This window comes from Vibrio sp. RE86 (genome assembly GCF_013114545.1).
In the GTDB taxonomy this organism is placed as follows: Bacteria; Pseudomonadota; Gammaproteobacteria; order Enterobacterales; family Vibrionaceae; genus Vibrio.
Genome location: NZ_VTXI01000013.1, coordinates 1 through 18,099, shown reverse-complemented (window position 1 = coordinate 18,099; position 18,099 = coordinate 1). Strand labels below are relative to the sequence as shown.

At 44.5% G+C, this 18,099-nt stretch carries 15 protein-coding genes; 11 read left to right on the top strand and 4 right to left on the bottom strand.

Annotated features, from left to right (window positions below):
* Positions 1-53 precede the first annotated feature (53 nt).
* The 4 genes from cysD to cysC are packed head-to-tail and all read left to right on the top strand — an operon-like array spanning position 54 to position 4,787.
* Positions 54-962 carry a sulfate adenylyltransferase subunit CysD gene (gene cysD / locus F0231_RS13185; RefSeq protein ID WP_171760196.1) on the top strand — a complete coding sequence of 303 codons (909 nt, stop codon included), beginning with the start codon at positions 54-56 and terminating at the stop codon, positions 960-962.
* Between the two features lie 20 nt (positions 963-982).
* Positions 983-2,410, top strand: coding sequence for a sulfate adenylyltransferase subunit CysN (gene cysN, locus F0231_RS13180; protein WP_171760195.1), 1,428 nt, complete (start codon positions 983-985; stop codon positions 2,408-2,410).
* 22 nt (positions 2,411-2,432) lie between these two features.
* On the top strand, positions 2,433-4,157 hold the full coding sequence (locus tag F0231_RS13175) for an SLC13 family permease (RefSeq protein WP_171760194.1): 1,725 nt from the start codon (positions 2,433-2,435) through the stop codon (positions 4,155-4,157).
* A gap of 12 nt (positions 4,158-4,169) precedes the next feature.
* Positions 4,170-4,787, top strand: a complete 618-nt coding sequence (gene cysC / locus F0231_RS13170) for an adenylyl-sulfate kinase (RefSeq protein ID WP_171760193.1) — start codon at positions 4,170-4,172, stop codon at positions 4,785-4,787.
* Between the two features lie 78 nt (positions 4,788-4,865).
* Here the strand turns inward: cysC and F0231_RS13165 are convergent, their stop codons facing one another.
* The 4 genes from F0231_RS13165 to F0231_RS13150 all read right to left on the bottom strand — a co-directional run bounded on the left by F0231_RS13165 (position 4,866) and on the right by F0231_RS13150 (position 10,641).
* Positions 4,866-5,327, bottom strand: a complete 462-nt coding sequence (locus tag F0231_RS13165) for a chemotaxis protein CheX (protein WP_171760192.1) — start codon at positions 5,325-5,327, stop codon at positions 4,866-4,868.
* Positions 5,328-5,344: 17 nt separating this feature from the next.
* On the bottom strand, positions 5,345-5,809 hold the full coding sequence (gene zur, locus F0231_RS13160) for a zinc uptake transcriptional repressor Zur (RefSeq protein ID WP_171760191.1): 465 nt from the start codon (positions 5,807-5,809) through the stop codon (positions 5,345-5,347).
* A 182-nt stretch (positions 5,810-5,991) separates the two neighbouring features.
* A complete protein-coding gene (locus F0231_RS13155) occupies positions 5,992-9,588 on the bottom strand; it encodes a response regulator (protein WP_171760190.1) in 3,597 nt (1,198 codons plus the stop codon).
* A gap of 15 nt (positions 9,589-9,603) precedes the next feature.
* Positions 9,604-10,641, bottom strand: a complete 1,038-nt coding sequence (locus F0231_RS13150) for a two-component system response regulator (protein WP_171760189.1) — start codon at positions 10,639-10,641, stop codon at positions 9,604-9,606.
* Positions 10,642-10,908: 267 nt separating this feature from the next.
* Between F0231_RS13150 and dusA the strand changes: the two genes are divergently transcribed.
* The 7 genes from dusA to F0231_RS13115 all read left to right on the top strand — a co-directional run bounded on the left by dusA (position 10,909) and on the right by F0231_RS13115 (position 17,948).
* Positions 10,909-11,913 carry a tRNA dihydrouridine(20/20a) synthase DusA gene (gene dusA / locus F0231_RS13145; protein ID WP_367613477.1) on the top strand — a complete coding sequence of 335 codons (1,005 nt, stop codon included), beginning with the start codon at positions 10,909-10,911 and terminating at the stop codon, positions 11,911-11,913.
* 162 nt (positions 11,914-12,075) lie between these two features.
* Positions 12,076-12,285, top strand: a complete 210-nt coding sequence (pspG, locus tag F0231_RS13140) for an envelope stress response protein PspG (RefSeq protein WP_171760188.1) — start codon at positions 12,076-12,078, stop codon at positions 12,283-12,285.
* A gap of 133 nt (positions 12,286-12,418) precedes the next feature.
* The gene (locus tag F0231_RS13135) at positions 12,419-13,081 is read left to right on the top strand and encodes a TIGR04219 family outer membrane beta-barrel protein (RefSeq protein ID WP_171760187.1); all 663 of its coding nucleotides are present in this window, start codon (positions 12,419-12,421) and stop codon (positions 13,079-13,081) included.
* A gap of 151 nt (positions 13,082-13,232) precedes the next feature.
* Entirely contained in the window at positions 13,233-13,463 is a 231-nt protein-coding gene (locus F0231_RS13130; RefSeq protein WP_171760186.1) for a hypothetical protein, read from the top strand.
* A 126-nt stretch (positions 13,464-13,589) separates the two neighbouring features.
* Positions 13,590-15,443, top strand: a complete 1,854-nt coding sequence (locus F0231_RS13125) for an assimilatory sulfite reductase (NADPH) flavoprotein subunit (protein WP_171760185.1) — start codon at positions 13,590-13,592, stop codon at positions 15,441-15,443.
* Positions 15,443-17,179: an assimilatory sulfite reductase (NADPH) hemoprotein subunit gene (gene cysI, locus F0231_RS13120; RefSeq protein WP_171760184.1), complete on the top strand. Its 1,737-nt coding sequence runs from the start codon at positions 15,443-15,445 to the stop codon at positions 17,177-17,179. Before F0231_RS13125 ends, cysI begins: the two co-directional genes overlap by 1 nt.
* Positions 17,172-17,948 (top strand): phosphoadenylyl-sulfate reductase, encoded by a 777-nt coding sequence (locus F0231_RS13115; RefSeq protein ID WP_171760183.1) that lies wholly within the window; start codon positions 17,172-17,174, stop codon positions 17,946-17,948. The genes cysI and F0231_RS13115 overlap by 8 nt, the downstream gene beginning before the upstream one ends.
* The last annotated feature ends 151 nt before the right edge of the window (positions 17,949-18,099 follow it).

Sequence of the window (18,099 nt, the reverse complement as noted above, 5' to 3'; positions counted from 1 at the left end):
CCTTATTCTGATTAGCCATAAGCTCGTAGTGAGCGATAAAGGAAGCAACTAACATGGACCAAGAACGTTTAACCCACCTCAAACAACTCGAAGCGGAGAGCATTCACATTATTCGTGAAGTTGCCGCTGAGTTTGATAACCCAGTGATGATGTACTCCATTGGTAAAGACTCATCCGTCATGCTTCATCTTGCTCGTAAAGCATTTTACCCGGGCAAAATTCCATTCCCTCTACTGCACGTAGATACCGATTGGAAGTTTAAAGAGATGATCAAGTTCCGCGATCGTACCGCAGAAAAATACGGTTTCGAGCTTTTGGTACATAAGAATCCAGAAGGTCTTGCGATGGGGTGTAGCCCATTTGTGCATGGTTCTTCAAAGCACACTGACATCATGAAAACTCAGGGTCTAAAGCAGGCGTTGAACAAGTATGGTTTTGATGCAGCGTTTGGTGGTGCTCGCCGTGATGAAGAGAAGTCTCGTGCTAAAGAGCGTGTGTATTCCTTCCGTGATAAGAATCATACATGGGATCCAAAAAACCAGCGTCCAGAACTGTGGAAGACGTACAACGGCCAGATCAATAAAGGGGAAAGCATTCGAGTGTTCCCACTGTCGAACTGGACGGAACTCGATATTTGGCAATACATCTATTTAGAGAATATTGAAATCGTTCCTCTTTACCTCGCGGATAAGCGTCCAGTGGTTGAGCGTGATGGCATGCTGATCATGGTTGATGATGAGCGCATGGAATTACAACCTGGTGAGAAGATCGAAGAGAAAAGTGTTCGATTCCGTACTCTTGGTTGTTACCCACTCACAGGGGCGATTGAATCAGAGGCGAATACGTTAACAGGCATTATTGAAGAGATGCTTGTGGCGACGTCTAGTGAACGACAAGGGCGAGCGATCGACCACGATCAGTCAGGATCGATGGAGCTTAAGAAACGCCAAGGTTACTTCTAAACAGGATCTAAGGAAAGAAAATGAATAGCGCAGTTGAAGCTCAACTCGAAGAGCTTGGTATCGAGGGATACCTAAAACAACATCAATACAAATCACTACTTAGATTCCTAACTTGTGGTTCTGTTGATGACGGAAAAAGTACACTGATCGGTCGCTTACTGCATGACTCTAAGCAAATTTATGAAGATCAACTAGCGGCAGTTCACAATGATAGCCAGCGTGTAGGCACGACTGGAGAGCGCCCAGACTTGGCATTGCTTGTTGACGGTTTACAAGCTGAGCGTGAGCAGGGGATTACGATTGATGTAGCGTATCGTTACTTCTCTACCCAAAAGCGTAAGTTCATCATTGCAGATACACCAGGGCACGAGCAATACACTCGTAACATGGCGACAGGCGCTTCGACGTGTGATGTAGCGGTGATCTTGATTGATGCTCGTAAGGGCGTACTGGATCAAACTCGTCGTCACTCTTTCATTTCAAACCTACTTGGACTGAAACACTTTGTCGTAGCAGTAAACAAAATGGATCTTGTTGATTATTCGCAAGATCGTTTTGAGCAGATTCGTGATGAGTACTTAGAGTTCTCGAAGAATCTACAAGGTGAAACAGACATTCAAATCTTACCGCTTTCGGCACTGGAAGGTGACAATGTGGTAGAAGCAAGCCCAAGAATGAGCTGGTTTGAAGGTCCATCGTTACTTGAAATCCTTGAAACGGTCGATGTTGATCAAGATAAAGAAGTCGGTGAGTTCCGCTTCCCTGTTCAATACGTTAACCGACCAAATCTCGACTTCCGTGGCTTTGCAGGCACAATTGCCTCTGGCACGGTGAAAGTCGGTGATGAGGTTAAAGCTCTGCCGTCGGGCAAAACATCGAAAGTAGCACGTATCGTGACATTTGATGGTGACCTAGAGCAGGCTCAAGCAGGTCTTGCAGTGACATTAACTCTGGAAGATGAAATCGACATCAGCCGTGGTGATCTGATTGTACTAGAGAGCGCACAAGTTGCTTCAAGTAATCACCTATTGGCTGACATCGTTTGGATGACAGAGCAAGCGCTACAGCCTGGTCGTGAGTACGACATCAAGATTGCAGGTAAGAAGACAGTTGGACGTGTAGAGGCGATTCGCCATCAATACGACATCAACAACCTGTCGACGCACTCTGCGGCTGAACTGCCTCTGAATGGTATTGGTTTATGTGAACTGACATTAACGGAGTCAGTGGCACTGGATACCTATCTTGAGACTCAAGATACAGGTGGTTTCATCATTATCGATCGCTTAACCAACGTGACCGTCGGTGCAGGCCTAGTTCGTGAGAGCTTAACCAGTGTTGAAGCGAAAGTCGGTGATATCTCTGCGTTTGAATTGGAGTTAAACGCTCTTGTTCGTAAGCACTTCCCACATTGGGAAGCAAAAGATATCAGCCAACTGCTGAAATAACCGACTAGGGCAAGGAAGCGATATGTGGCAACAAGGATTGGTGTTGGCAATTTTACTAGGCATAGTAACTTGCCTACTGACAACACGAATTAAGCCAAGCTTTATCTTTGCAGGTGCGGCGTTTATCGCTTTCCTTGCAGGAATGATTGAGCTAGGGGATGTTGCTACTAATTTCACTAACTCTTCTTTGCTTACTCTAGTGCTGTTGATCTTAGCTTCAGCAGCACTCGAAAAGACTCGCCTGATCAGTTGGGTGAGTCGCTCTTTATCAACAGGGTGTTTGGGCACCGTGGTTGCCAAACTTGGTATCTCAACGGCTTTGCTCTCATCGTTTACCAACAATACCGCAGTGGTGGTCTCGTTGATCAGTGCGATCAAACGTAACCAACAACATGCGCCTTCTAAGCTGCTAATCCCACTCTCTTATACTGCTATTTTGGGTGGTACGCTGACGTTGATCGGTACCTCAACCAACTTGATCATCAACAGCTTTGTTGAAGATGCTGGGCTGCCAAGTTTAAGCTTTTTTGCGCCCACATTGATCGGCTTGTCGGTGCTGTTCGGTGGCTTGTTGATCTTGATCCCTTTAAGTTACCTATTGCCCAACTACGACGATCAAAGCCAAGATGAATTGCCTTACTTCCTTGAAGCTAGGGTAGAGCCCGGCTCCCCGTTAGTGGGGCGTAGTATCCAAGAAAATAATCTGCGAGCATTGCGTAAACTGTTCCTCGCCGAGGTCGTTCGCGATGGTCAAACAATGGCGTCAGTTGAACCTGATTTCGTACTTCAAGCTCGTGATAGGCTTCTATTTTGTGGCGATATCGAGAGCGTTGCGACTCTGCAAGAGATTCAAGGACTAACCCTGTTTGGTCAGCATCATCTAAATGGCCAAGGTTTCGTTGAAGTTGTCGTAAGTTCATCCGCGAGTTTTTGTAATAAAACGCTTAAATCGAGCCATTTTCGTGATCGCTTTGATGCTGTTGTGGTGGCGATTCGCCGCGGGCATGAGCGTCTGCAAGGTGGACTAGGTAATATTGAGCTGATCGCTGGTGATACTTTAGTTCTTGTGCCTGGAAAACGTTTTGAACAAGAACGCCAAGCTCACCGCAAAGAGTTCGTTCTCATCAATGACCTGGATTCGAGTGCACGACTCGACGCCAATAAATCGGCTCTAGTCTTGGTGGGGTTTGCTTCGGTCATTGCGCTGGCATTGCTTGATATCGTGCCATTGATTAAAGGCCTTTCGGTTTTCTTGCTCGCCGCACTCTTTTTTGGCGTGACGCACTTGGGCGAGTTGCGTCGCCGGTTCCCTGTCGACATCGTTGTGATTGTAGGTTCGGCTCTCTCTATCGCTCAATTGATGCTGTCATCGGGTTTGTCCGTGACTTTAGGCCAAATGTTTATCGAGGCATTTAATGGTTGGGGTGTCTTTGGTGCACTCGTCGCGACTTATCTACTTACGCTAATTTTGACTGAACTTGTCACCAACAACGCAGCTGCAGCACTCGCATTTCCTATTGGCTACAGTATGGCCATTGGCTACGGCGTTGATCCTATGCCGTTCATTATGGCGGTGTTGTTTGGCGCGAGTGCCAGTTTTATCTCGCCTTATGGCTATCAAACGAATTTATTGGTCTACAGTGTAGGCAATTACAAGATGACAGATTATGTTCGAGTGGGGATCCCATTATCGATAGTGTATTCGGTGATCGTATTAACTCTAATCCCACTCTTCTTCCCATATTAAAAGGACTGACTTATGACCACGTATACACCGGTTAAAGATGAAAATGTCGTTTGGCATCAGCATGCAATAGACAAAGCGTTTCGTTCACAGATTAAAAAACAGAAACCGGTTGTACTATGGTTTACCGGTTTATCTGGTGCAGGAAAATCAACAGTAGCAGGTGCGCTGGAGACTCGTTTGGCGGAACTTGGTCATCACACCTACCTTTTGGATGGAGACAATGTTCGCCATGGGTTGTGTAGCGATTTAGGCTTTTCTGAGCAAGATCGTCGTGAAAACATCCGCCGAATAGGCGAACTGGCTAAGCTAATGGCTGATGCGGGTTTGATTGTCTTGTCTGCATTCATTTCTCCCCACCGTGCAGAAAGACAGTTAGTCAGAGAAATGCTACCAGAGGGGGAGTTTTTGGAAGTGTTCGTGAATACCTCTCTCGAAGTTTGTGAGCAGAGAGATCCGAAAGGGTTGTACAAGAAAGCGCGCGCAGGAGAGATTGCTAATTTCACGGGCATTGATTCTGAGTATGAAGCGCCTCTTAATCCAGAAATCGATTTATTAGCGGGTGAAAAGTCGATTGATGCGTTAGTGGATGATTGTATTAAGGTGCTAAAAGAAAGAGCGATCATTGCTTAATCTTTTTTAGTTGCTGGTAATAAAAAAACGCTTCTTTTTAGAAGCGTTTTTTTATTCTATCTGATTGAGAAAAACGTTTTATTCGAAGCAGATTTCGATGAACGCATTGCCCCATTGAGAAGTGAAAGGCATGATAATGATTGAACCTTCACATTTATGGCGAATCGTGTGACCTTTACCAGAAACAACAACAGGTGTTGCCATATCAAAGTCGAAGCCGCTTTCAGCTAAAATACGTTTAGCGCCACCCGTCACCATGTTAGTGATCTCACCAACCATATCGGTAACTTCATCGTTCAAACCATTAGGGCGCTCGCCAAGCATGTTCTGCATGATCTCTAGGGCAAGGCCTTCATCAAAGGTAATAGACATAGAACCGCGAGTCTGCTGGCCAACCATCCCTATCAAACCTGAAACATCTCCACGTGCAATCTCATCTTTCTTAACACGAGGTTTCTGTGGCTTCAGTTCCAATGAAGCCATCGTTTTTAAGACATTCATCAGTGAAGCTAAAAACGGGTTTACAAATTCAGCGCGCATAATCTTCTTCTATATCTTTATTTCGACTCGTCAGTACTACAAGACTGACAGATTCCATGTGATTCAATAACGTGGTTGTTGATGGTAAAACCATGCTCTTTCGCATTATTGGCTAACAAGGCTACCAAACTATCATCTTGCAATTCAATAACATTGCCGCAATTATCGCAAATCAATAAGTGCGAAAAGTGTTTATTAGCATTACAAGAGCAGCATTGGATATAACTATTGGTTGATTCCACTCGGTGGATGAAACCTTGCTCTAATAAAAAATCCAACGCACGATAAACAGTTGGTGGTTTAGCTTGAGGTTCACTCTGCTTTAACTCTTCTAACAGTTCATACGCACTGGATGCCTTTGGACTTGCACAAATCAGTTCAAACACACGCTTACGTTGTGTTGTGAGTCGTACGCCTCTGGCGGTACATAGTTCTTCAATTTGTTTTACTAACTGCTGGCCCAAACTTATCACCATTACCATTGGACATTTATAATAATATACCATCTATTGAGGTTTAGCGTTCCTCATTTGGTAATATATTATAGCTTTGTCAGTAAGTTGCTCGCTTACTAAAAAGGAGCAACTTAGTGTTATTTTCGGCCTATAAGTTACCTTATCTATTGATAAAGCGATACCTATTCGCGTAAATAGAGTCGATAACGTCACTGACTTGTTTTAAGGATTGCCAAACCTCGTTCAAAGTCGAATTCTTCTACCGCTCTGGCTAGCTCAGAGAGTTCACCACTTGATAGACCAATCTGTGCGCCACTATCTAGTTGATTAATCATCGAAACCGCTTCTGTTTCACTTTGTTCAATCGCATTTACAATCTGGTTGAACTTATCGGCATCGTAATCGCTAGAGACGACTTCAGGGTTTGTCGCGTTCTCTTGAGACTCAACAAACGATGAGTCGATAGCCGCTACTAGCGTGGCAAGTTTGCTCAGTAGGAGTGTATAGAGCTCTTGGTTATCTAAATCTTGTTCAAGTTCGCTACTCAGTTGATGTAGCTCATTGGCGCCAATGTTTCCTGACACGCCTTTCAACGTATGGATGTTACGCTTTCTTATCTCTTTATCTTCACAAGAGATCGCTGTAGAGACCGCTGCTTGATCTTGATAAGTGTTGGCAAATCGCATCAGCAGCTTTTTGTATAAATCGCTGTTGCCGCTCGAGCGAGTAAGTCCTGTTTGTGTATCGATACCTGCAATCTGCGGCAGTTCCTCCTGCTGACTTACGGTTTGAGCGACAAATTGTTGTGGATGTTTCGGTGTTATCCATTTGGCTAAGGTGCTAAACATACTGCCAACATCGATTGGTTTCGCAATGATGTCATTCATCCCTGCGTGTTGTGCTTTTATTTTGTCGCGTTCCATCACATTGGCAGTCATCGCGATGATTGGAATAGCATGGTCATCAAGCGTCTCTCGTATAAATTGCGTCGCTTCATAGCCATCCATGACCGGCATTTGGCAATCCATCAAAATGCCATCAAAGTCGTTGGTCTTATACATATCAATCGCAATCTGACCATTTTCTGCAATCGTTACATGAATCTGCTGTCCTTCAAGTAACTCTACGGCCAGCTCTTGGTTAATTTCATTATCTTCGACAAGTAACAATTGTGCGCCTGCCAGTTGCTGAACATTGGCCAATTGATGCTGTTCTTCGGCTTCACTACGACTAACTCGTGAATGACTCACACCATAGAGACTAACTATGGCATCAAACAGGTGAGATGCGGTGACCGGTTTATCCAAAATGCTCGGTGTGTTCAGCTGTCTTTGCTCAAATGCTTCGCTTAAGTCTTCACGTCCATAGGCCGTGAGCATCAAGACTTTTGGCTGCTGGTGGTCTTCAAGTGTTTGGCTGAGTGATTCAATAAGATCTATCCCGTCTTTCCCTGGCATTTGCCAGTCAGATATGAGCAGGTCAAACGGGGATTTTTGCACAATCGCTTTGTTGAGTTCGTCTAGTGCATCATCGACATTGCTGACGCACTGAGTTTCAAACTGCAATGAGTCGAGAATATCTTCAACGATAATTCTCGCGCTCGCGTTGTCGTCAACAATCAGTACTTTGAGTTTGTTGATCTCTACAGGGATAGACAGGTCTTCTTGTTTAAGGGCGTGGCTCACTTGAGTCGTAATCGAGAAAGAGAAACACGATCCTTTTCCCGCTTCACTCTCGACTTTAATGTCTCCGCCCATAAGTTGACTCAGCTCTTTACTGATCGCCAATCCAAGACCTGTACCACCATACTTGCGCGTTGTTGAACTGTCTGCTTGGGTAAACTTACTAAACAGTTTCGACGTTTGTTCAGGCGTCATACCAATGCCGCTATCCTCGACGTTAAACTGGAGCGTTAAATCATCGCCGTTTCTTTCCACCACGCTGACAGAAATTTTAATCTCACCTTTCTCGGTAAACTTCACTGCATTGTTGGCAAGATTGATCAGTACCTGTCCCAATCGGAGTGGATCACCAACCAACGTGGTAGGTACATCTCTGTCAATCTGAATAAGCAGTTCTAACCCACGCTCAGAGGCTCTTAGACCAACTAGATTAGAGATATTATCGAGCACATTTTCTAGGTGGAAATCGACTTTCTCAATATCGAGTTTCCCAGCTTCAATTTTCGAGAAGTCTAAGATGTCGTTGATGAGCCCAAGTAACGAATCCGCCGACAGTTTCACTTTGTGAATGTAGTTACGCTGCGCTTTGGTCAAATCGGTCTTGAGCGCGAGATAGCTCATCCCAATAATGGCATTCATTGGTGTGCGTATTTCATGGCTCATGTTGGCTAAAAAGTCAGACTTAGCACTGTTTGCCGAGTTGGCTTCGTCACGGGCAATTGCCAGTTTGTCGGCAAATCGCTCTAGAGCGGCATGAGATTTGTTGGCTAACACGCCGAGTAGCAACAGCGTAAACAAAAATATCCCACCACCGATGGCAAGGTTGGTAGCGATAGCGCCAGAGTCTTCAACCGCTTTTAGCTGACGCTGATAACTCGGAGCGATGCCATCAATAATCCCTTGGTGGCTTTGTTCAAGCTTTTGGATAAGCGTGAGCTTTTCGCTGCGAAGCTCAGTCAATGCACTAAACAGTTGTTTGTACTCTTGGGTAATTGTTTGCAGAGCGTTGATCTGTAACTGCTCGTCTTCGGTGACGACTTGTTCATAAAGGTTATCTAAAAGGCCGAGTGCCGCAGATAAATTATTGAGCACTTCTTGTTTTAATTCATTCTGACGAGAGACAACTTGGGATATCGCGTAGTCTTTATCACTTTGTTGAGCATTGTTTATCTCGGTATGCAGAACCAGTAAGTTGGAGCTAATGGATAATTTGTCACTAATCGAAAGTTGCAGACTGGTCACTGCTTGTTGGGACAGCCTTAAACGAATTTGTAAGTGAGTTCGTAGCTTGGTTGTCGTTCGAATAAGTTCATCGGTCGAACGATCAATTTGAGATGAAATATTCGCTTGTAGAGGTTCTGATAGTTTGGGCCAGCTACGTAACTGAACAAGCGCAGAGCTATAGCGGTTTTTGGCATTGTTGATTAAAACCAGTAGTGACTGACTCTCTTCATCACTGGCCTGATCTTTTAGTAGGGTGATAACGCCTTCTGCTTTCTTTAACTCTAACTGAGCGGTACTGAGTGATTCTTGCTTATTCGTGACGAGATAACTCTGCTGCTCAGCTTGTGAATTAGCAATAAGGCTGACTAACCAGTGAGCTTGAATCGCACTGTCTGATTCGTGATCCACTTTACTGCGGAGTAAATCAATCTCAGCAATACCCGATTCAATAAAAGCTTCATGTTCCATCTGAACAGTTTGGACTAACTCTTCTGTCCTTTGTCCCGTTTCGGAGACTCCGTTGCGCACTGCGGCCGTTTGACTGTTGAGGTCAACGTATTGCTCAAATTGCTGATGATACTCGCTGATACCCAAAGTTACAGATTGCTCCGCACCATTCTCTATCGCAATTAAGGCTAAAGCTTGAGCTTTATTAATCTGCTGAGCTAGTTCGTCTCTTAATTCAGGTTCAGGTAAGCGGATATAGCTCTGCTCAAGCACTTTTATATTGTCGAGAGTAGAGAGAAGTTGAGCGTTGCTTGCATAGTGATCAATGGTGTCGAAGCGTTTGGTAAGGCTCATCCACCCCATGATGCCCGCAATCAATAACATGCAAGACGCTATAACAAAGCCAATTAAGATGCGTTTTGAATCGAGAGAGTAATTTTTAACGGAGTCCATTCTTGCCTCAGTAAATTAGAATTCGTCTTTGAAAGAGTCTTTAATCTCTAAAATTTTATCCATTTGCTGGATGAAAATAGGCACGAGATTTGGGTCGAAGTGAGTGCCAGCGTCTTGCTCTAACACTGCGATTGCCTTTTCTATTGGCCACGCTTTCTTATAAGGGCGTTCACTGGTCAGCGCATCAAACACGTCGGCGATGGCAACAATTCGCGCACTGAGCGGAATCTCTTCACCTTTCAAGCCATGAGGATAACCGCTGCCATCCCATTTCTCGTGGTGATAGAGCGCAATCTCTTGTGCCATTTGTAAAAGTAACGAGTCACTATCGGCGATGATATCCGCACCAATTTTTACGTGAGTTTGCATCACTTCCCATTCGTCACCGTCCAACTTACCCGGCTTGCGTAGCACAGCGTCAGGAATACCGATTTTACCAATGTCATGCATAGGTGAAGCTTGAAAAACCAATTCAACCCAACGCTTACTGACATCCAGCTGCTCGGCAAGAATTTTAGAGTAGTGGCTCATTCTTATGACGTGCATTCCGGTTTCGTTGTCTTTGTACTCTGCGGCTCGTCCTAAACGTTGAATTACCTCAAGCCTTGTCTTTTCAAGTTGAGCTGTACGCTCTCGAACTTGCTGTGCGAGGGAAAGGTTCTGGTCATGTAAAGCGATATGAGTTTTGACGCGAGCCAGAACGATAGGGGGACTGATAGGTTTGGTAATATAATCGACCGCACCCATCTCAAAGCCTTTTTGCTCATCGACGACTTCGGCTTTTGCCGTCACAAAAATCACCGGGATATCGGACGTTCTTGGGTCGGACTTCAATTTTTCGCAGACCTCGTAACCATCCATTTCTGGCATCATGATATCGAGCAAAATGAGATGAGGTTTAGGCGAACTGGTTGCAATCTGCAGTGCTTTGAGGCCAGAAGTGGCTGCTTTTATGCGGTAATCATCAGAGAGGACACCGGATAGGGTATGAATGTTGTCTGGGATATCATCAACGACTAAGACGATGGGCTTATCGATAGGTTCATTGAGCATTGCGGTAGATCCTTTACTGCAGAATTTATTTTTAGTTTACCCTTTAGGATAGTTACCTTTTATAAATTGAGCACTTAATTAATTCCCTTAGTTATCAATAAGCTTGTGGAACGTGATTTACGTTGGAGAATTGAATATTGCCCATTGAACTAATTATTCTGAATCTTTGTGAAGAGCGGTGTATAATCGCGCGATTATTTTTTGATGCCGCCAATGGGAATATGGACGTTATATTTAAAGCGGTACTGACTGTGAAGAGGTAGCTTCGTGTCTAACACTGAAACTCAACAACAATTTCCAATGCAGCGCTTTTCTATTGCCCCAATGTTGGATTGGACAGATCGTCATTGCCGATACTTCCACCGTTTGCTTACAAGTGAAACGCTCCTTTACACTGAGATGGTCACGACAGGTGCGATCATCCATGGTAAAGGTGATTTTCTAGCGTACAACAAAGAAGAACATCCAGTAGCGCTTCAACTTGGTGGTTCGAACCCTCAAGACTTAGCGACGTGTGCTAAGTTAGCGGCTGAACGTGGTTACGACGAAATTAACCTGAATGTCGGTTGCCCATCTGACCGTGTTCAAAATGGTAAGTTTGGTGCGATCTTAATGGCTGAACCTCAGCTAGTGGCAGATTGCGTGGCGGCGATGCGTGATGTGGTTGATGTTCCTGTGACAGTCAAAACACGTATTGGTATTGACGACCAAGATTCGTATGAGTTTTTAACTGACTTCATTTCGACAGTGTCGGAGAAGGGCGGTTGTGATCAGTTTACGATCCATGCGCGTAAAGCTTGGTTGTCTGGTTTAAGCCCGAAAGAGAACCGTGAGATTCCACCCCTGGATTATCCACGTGCATACCAATTGAAGAAAGATTTTCCTCACTTAACGGTAGCAGTGAATGGCGGCGTAAAAACACTAGAGGAAACTCTGGCACACCTAGAACATCTTGATGGTGTGATGGTTGGACGCGAAGCGTATCAGAACCCTTACATCCTAGCGCAGGTTGATCAACAAATCTTTGGTCTTGATAAGCCAGTGAAGAAACGCTCGCAAGTCGTTGAAGAGATGTACCCATATATCGAACAACAACTTTCTCAAGGTGCATACCTTGGCCACATTACCCGTCATATGCTGGGTCTTTTCCAGAATATACCAGGTGCGCGCCAATGGCGTCGTTACATCAGTGAAAATGCTCACAAACCAGGTTCTGGAATCGAAGTTGTACAAGCTGCTTTAGCGAAAATTCCAAAAGAGCTAGATGTGTAAAAATTACCACCATACTTGGTGAAATTTACCTGACTGGTCGATTTTAAGAAGGCGCTCATAACGAGCGCCTTTTTTTATTTATTTTATATCAGACAGTTAGTTGTTTTACTGAGGTTGGCATACATCGTGAAAGAGTAAATAGTGAAAACTAAGGAGAATCATATGTTTGAGCTGATCTTTATATTGGTGTTTGTTGCAACCTTACTGGTTACAGGCGTAACTGTCGTGACGGTACTTGCGGGTGTGGCGTTTTCGATGGTTGTGATGCTTTTACTTGGAATGGTCGGAGCGGTGATTAAGCTGATACCATGGTTGATCGTGATTGCAATTGGTATTTGGTTTTTCAAAACTTACGTGGCTCAACCGAGATAAATGTGAGCCAAAGATAAATACTTGCTGGCTAGTGGTATGAATATGATAGAATTTGAACAATATCATCATTATCTAGCCATCAAGAGCTTGTCTTGCCACGCTGCTTGACGCAAATATCTGGAGAGTTCACCTCATGGGTTTGAAAACCATCACCGCATTAGCTGCTGTTATCTCTACATCAGCCTTCGCTGAGTCATCACTAACGACGAAGTTAGGGGCAGAAATGTGGTGGCCGAGCACCAAAGTTAACGAAGTCAATCGTGATGATACAACGACTCCAACAATCTATGCGGCGATTGAACACGATATCAAGTATGTACCAGATGCTCGTATCCGTTATGGTTCGGTTGATGCTGACTACATGGCATTTGATAAGTTAGATTTGACGCTATACTACCGTATTCTTGAACATGATTTGATGCACTTTGATGCGGGTATCACTATCAGCGACCTTGGCAATACCAAGTATGTTGAAGGTGTGACTCAAGAAGTAAGAACGTTCGATGAAACCATCTGGGCTTGGTATGGCTATGCTGAACTGACGGTGCCAAACACCAACTTCGATATTATTGGTGAGATGAACTTTGGTGATAGCAGCGGCATTAAGAGCACTGACCTGATGGCAGGTATGCAGTATCGACTACCACTTGGTTCAAGTACGCTAGCGTTCCGCGGTGGTTACCGAGTAATTGATCTTGAATCTAAAGAGACCTTTTCGCCAAATGAAGGCTCTGAGTTAGGTAAACCGTTTATCTTTGCCAATGGTTTCTTTGTTGGCGCAGAGTTCGCATTCTAAATCCAGTAAGATCGAGTTTTTAAAACGCCACCTTCTAAAGTGGCGTTTTTTTATATCTATTAATTATAACTAAGTAAATCATTTAGCACTTTCTTATTCATTGACCATGCTTAGTAGGGAGCAGTTTTTTTAACCAAGAGAAAGGAATCTCATGACCATTAATGAGCTAAGAAACCTTTACCGAGAGCAGCAGTTGATCGAAGCTATCATCGAGCCTTCAGCCCAAGAGGGCAGTTGGATTGTCGAGTTTCGTCATGCTAGAGGTGGTTTTGTGTTACTCACGGATTCTCACGGTGAAGAATGTCATTATGTGGACCTCGATCTTGCATCAAAGTCAGCAATGGCGGTGGGTTTCAAGCAAGTTCGAGTCGAGGCTAAGTAATCCTACCTGCACAAACTTTCTCAATTCTTTAATTCAAAAAGTTATAAAACATTCACTTCTATTCTTTCTTGTTATTAAAGAGAGTGGTTAATCTAGCATCACGCAATGAATAGGGATGTCGAGACCATGTCTTTAAACAAGAATGTGTCCTCTCAAGGAAACACACCACAAGAATTACCGTCAATCGCCGCGCCTCTTAATGACCAGCAGCTTAGCTCACTACAACAGACTGTTACGGATCTGTCATCACAGCAGCTTGCATGGGTCAGTGGTTACTTTTGGGGACTAGCACAAGCGCAACCAGCCGCTGCTGCTGCACCAATCAATCAATCTGCCGCAGCCGTTGCTGCAAAACCTGCAGGCAAGCTATCTATTATCTTTGCTTCTCAAACAGGTAACGCGAAAGGCGTAGCTGAAGCACTTGAGCAAGAAGCGAAAGCACAGGGTATTGCTGTCGAGCTGTTTGATGCGAGCGACTATAAAGGTAAAAACCTTGCTAAAGAGACACACGTTATTTTTGTGGCGTCGACCAATGGTGAAGGTGAAGCACCAGACAATGCCATTGAATTGCATGAATTCCTTCAGTCGAAGAAAGCCCCTAAGCTTCCGAACCTACAATACGGTGTCATCGGGCTGGGTGATTCTAGCTATGAATTTTTCTGTCAAACAGGTAAAGACTTCGATGCATTCTTAGCTAAGCAAGGTGCGACTCCATTCATTGATCGAATTGATCTGGATGTTGACTATGAAGCACCTGCTGCTGAGTGGCGTTCTAAAGCACTAGATAAAGTAAAAGAAGCACTCTCTTCTGGCGCTGAAGCGGAAGTCGTACAGCTACCTGTTGGCCAAGCCGCGCCTGGGCACTCTCAATACAATAAACATAACCCATACACGGCAACACTGCTGACCAGCCAAAAAATTACAGGCCGAGACTCAGGAAAAGACGTTCGACATGTAGAGATCGATCTTGATGAGTCAGGTTTGACTTACCAGCCAGGTGACGCTCTAGGTGTATGGTTTGAAAACAGCTCTGAATTGGCAAATGCGATTCTGAGTAAAGTCGGACTCTCTGGTGTTGAAAGTGTTGAAGTTGATGGTGAAAGCCTTTCTATCCACAGCGCTCTTGTCAGTAAGTACGAAATTACAGCCGCGAATCCTCAGTTCGTAACGAAATTTGCTGAATTGTCTGGCAGTAAGAAACTAGAAAAGCTGGTGGAAGATAAAGACAAGCTTCGTGAATACGCGGGTAACACTCAAGTCGTTGATGTTTTATCAGAGAAGAAAACGAAGCTTTCTGCTGATGAACTGGTTGGTTTACTTCGACGCCTAACACCACGTCTATATTCTATTGCTTCGAGTCAAACAGAAGTAGATGAAGAAGTGCATCTAACCGTTGGCCTTGTTGAATATGACAAAGGCGATGAAAAACGCTTCGGTGGTGCGTCAAGCTTCCTTGCTCAAAGACTAGAAGAGGGTGGTGAAGTTAAAGTGTTTGTTGAAAACAACAATAACTTCAAGCTGCCTCAAGATGACAATGTCCCTGTGATTATGATTGGTCCAGGTACGGGTATCGCACCGTTCCGTAGCTTCATACAAGAACGTGACAATAGAGATGCGGAAGGTAAAAACTGGTTATTCTTCGGTGACCGCACATTTACCCAAGACTTCTTATATCAAGTCGAGTGGCAGAAGTACCTTAAGTCAGGATTGCTTAACCGCTTAGATGTTGCGTTCAGTCGTGACCAAGCTGAAAAAGTCTATGTTCAGCATCGAATCTTAGAAAACGCAGCCCAAGTATGGCAATGGCTACAAGAAGGTGCATACATCTACGTATGTGGTGATGCGACTCGCATGGCGAAAGATGTCCACGAAGCACTGATTATTGTCGCAGAGCAAGAAGGCAAGATGTCTCGCGATGATGCTGAAGAATTTATTAACGAACTACGTAAAGCGAAACGTTATCAAAGGGATGTGTACTAATGACTTTTTCTACTGAGAATAATAAGCAGGTTGTATTAGGCGAAGAGTTAGGAAAACTGTCTGATAACGAGCGTCTGAAAACGCAAAGTAATTTCCTTCGCGGTACGATTGAAGAGAACTTGCAAGATAGAATCACGGGTGGATTCACAGCGGATAACTTCCAACTGATTCGATTCCACGGTATGTACCAGCAAGATGACCGTGATATCCGAAATGAACGTGCGAAGCAAAAGCTTGAGCCATTGCATAACGTCATGCTTCGTGCGCGTATGCCGGGTGGCATCATCAGCCCAAAACAGTGGTTGGCGATTGATAAGTTTGCAACGGATCACTCTCTATATGGAAGTATCCGACTGACAACTCGTCAAACTTTCCAGTTTCATGGAGTGTTAAAGCCGAACATCAAATTGATGCACCAAACACTCAATAGCATTGGCATCGATTCAATTGCGACAGCGGGTGACGTAAACCGAAACGTTCTATGTACAACTAACCCTGTAGAATCAGAGTTGCACCAAGAAGCTTACGAGTGGGCGAAGAAGATCAGTGAGCATCTACTGCCTAAAACGAAAGCGTATGCAGAAATCTGGCTAGATGGGGAAAAAGTTGAAACAACCGAAGATGATGAACCAATTCTGGGTAAGACTTATCTTCCACGAAAGTTTAAAACGACGGTTGTGATTCCTCCGCAAAATGACGTGGATGTCCATGCTAACGACCTTAACTTTGTCGCGATTGGTGAGAACGGTAAGCTGGTGGGCTTTAATGTCTTAGTCGGCGGTGGTCTAGCGATGACTCATGGTGACACCTCTACGTATGCACGCCGTGCCGATGACTTTGGCTTTGTTCCTTTAGATAAGACCTTGGATGTTGCTGCAGCAGTAGTAACAACGCAACGTGACTGGGGTAATCGCTCTAACCGTAAGAATGCCAAAACTAAATACACACTAGACCGCGTTGGTATTGATGTATTTAAAGCCGAGGTAGAAAAGCGTGCGGGCGTTCAGTTTTCTGACAGCCGCCCTTACGAGTTCACAGATCGTGGTGACCGCATTGGTTGGGTTGAAGGCCTTGATGGCAAGCACCATTTAGCGTTGTTTATCGAAAACGGGCGTTTATTGGATTTCCCTGGTAAACCACTCAAAACAGGTGTAGCTGAAATTGCCAAGATCCATAAAGGTGATTTCCGCATGACGGCAAACCAAAACTTAATTGTTGCCGGTGTTGCGAAAAGTCAGAAAGCGAAAATTGAAAAGATTGCTCGTGAGCATGGGTTAATTGATGATGGTGTAAGTGAACAGCGCAAAAACTCAATGGCGTGTGTGGCTTTCCCTACTTGTCCGCTCGCCATGGCAGAAGCAGAACGTTTCTTACCTGAATTCGTCACGGACGTGGAAGGTATTCTTGAAAAACATGGCTTGCCAGAAGAAGAGAGCATTATCTTACGTGTAACAGGCTGTCCTAATGGCTGTGGTCGAGCAATGTTGGCTGAAATCGGTCTGGTCGGTAAAGCTCCTGGTCGTTACAACCTTCATTTAGGTGGTAACCGTGCAGGTACACGTATTCCGAAGATGTATAAAGAGAACATCACAGATAAACAGATACTAGAAGAGATTGATCAGCTAGTGGGACGCTGGGCAAAAGAACGTGAAGTTAATGAAGGTTTCGGGGACTTCACTATTCGAGCTGGCATCATACAAGAGGTCAAAGTATCTAAGAGGGATTTGCATGCTTGATTCTGTCGCTTCCAAACCGAAGTTAGCAGAACTACTCTCATTAACTAAGACGGAGCAAATACTCCGTCTAGCAGAAATTAATGGTGAGTTAGAGAAGCTAACCGCTCAACAGAGAGTTGCTTGGGCTCTAGAAAACCTTGAAGGTCAATTTGCTGTATCGTCGAGCTTTGGAATTCAAGCAGCGGTGATGCTACACCTTGTTACTCGTCAGCAACCTGATATTCCTGTTATCTTGACGGACACGGGGTATTTGTTCCCTGAAACGTATCGCTTCATTGATCAATTAAGCGAGCAGTTAACTTTAAACCTTAAAGTGTACCGCGCGGCTGAAAGTCCACATTGGCAAGAAGCGCGTTATGGCAAGCTTTGGGATCAAGGTATAGAGGGAATAGAAAAGTACAACAAGATAAATAAAGTTGAACCGATGCGTAGAGCATTAGATGAACTTGAAGTGGGTACCTGGTTCTCAGGTCTACGTCGAGAGCAATCTAAATCTCGAGCAGGGCTACCGATCTTGTCGGTACAGAATGGCGTATTTAAATTCTTACCAGTTATCGACTGGAGTAACAAAGATGTTCACTATTACTTAGAAGAGCATGGCCTTTCTTATCACCCATTGTGGGATGACGGTTATCTATCAGTCGGTGACACACATACCACTAAAAAGTGGGAGCCAGGAATGGCAGAAGAAGAGACAAGATTCTTCGGTCTTAAACGTGAATGTGGTCTTCACGAAGAAGACAATGAACAGGATGGGTCAGGAATCTGATCTAACTCCGACTATATAGTCGATAAAGGTCGCGTTAGCGGCCTTTATTTTTGTTTTCAGCCCTAAACCACCTACTTCAGTAGGTGGTTATCATTCAGTTGGGCTTTGCCTGTAGTTCTACCCATGTTAAATGCTCCCTTGATTTTTAGCG

Coding starts and splice junctions, on each gene's coding strand:
- cysD (WP_171760196.1), top strand. CDS start 54: ATGGACCAAGAACGTTTAACCCACCTCAAACAACTCGAAGCGGAGAGC.
- cysN (WP_171760195.1), top strand. CDS start 983: ATGAATAGCGCAGTTGAAGCTCAACTCGAAGAGCTTGGTATCGAGGGA.
- F0231_RS13175 (WP_171760194.1), top strand. CDS start 2,433: ATGTGGCAACAAGGATTGGTGTTGGCAATTTTACTAGGCATAGTAACT.
- cysC (WP_171760193.1), top strand. CDS start 4,170: ATGACCACGTATACACCGGTTAAAGATGAAAATGTCGTTTGGCATCAG.
- F0231_RS13165 (WP_171760192.1), bottom strand. CDS start 5,327: ATGCGCGCTGAATTTGTAAACCCGTTTTTAGCTTCACTGATGAATGTC.
- zur (WP_171760191.1), bottom strand. CDS start 5,809: ATGGTAATGGTGATAAGTTTGGGCCAGCAGTTAGTAAAACAAATTGAA.
- F0231_RS13155 (WP_171760190.1), bottom strand. CDS start 9,588: ATGGACTCCGTTAAAAATTACTCTCTCGATTCAAAACGCATCTTAATT.
- F0231_RS13150 (WP_171760189.1), bottom strand. CDS start 10,641: ATGCTCAATGAACCTATCGATAAGCCCATCGTCTTAGTCGTTGATGAT.
- pspG (WP_171760188.1), top strand. CDS start 12,076: ATGTTTGAGCTGATCTTTATATTGGTGTTTGTTGCAACCTTACTGGTT.
- F0231_RS13135 (WP_171760187.1), top strand. CDS start 12,419: ATGGGTTTGAAAACCATCACCGCATTAGCTGCTGTTATCTCTACATCA.
- F0231_RS13130 (WP_171760186.1), top strand. CDS start 13,233: ATGACCATTAATGAGCTAAGAAACCTTTACCGAGAGCAGCAGTTGATC.
- F0231_RS13125 (WP_171760185.1), top strand. CDS start 13,590: ATGTCTTTAAACAAGAATGTGTCCTCTCAAGGAAACACACCACAAGAA.
- cysI (WP_171760184.1), top strand. CDS start 15,443: ATGACTTTTTCTACTGAGAATAATAAGCAGGTTGTATTAGGCGAAGAG.
- F0231_RS13115 (WP_171760183.1), top strand. CDS start 17,172: ATGCTTGATTCTGTCGCTTCCAAACCGAAGTTAGCAGAACTACTCTCA.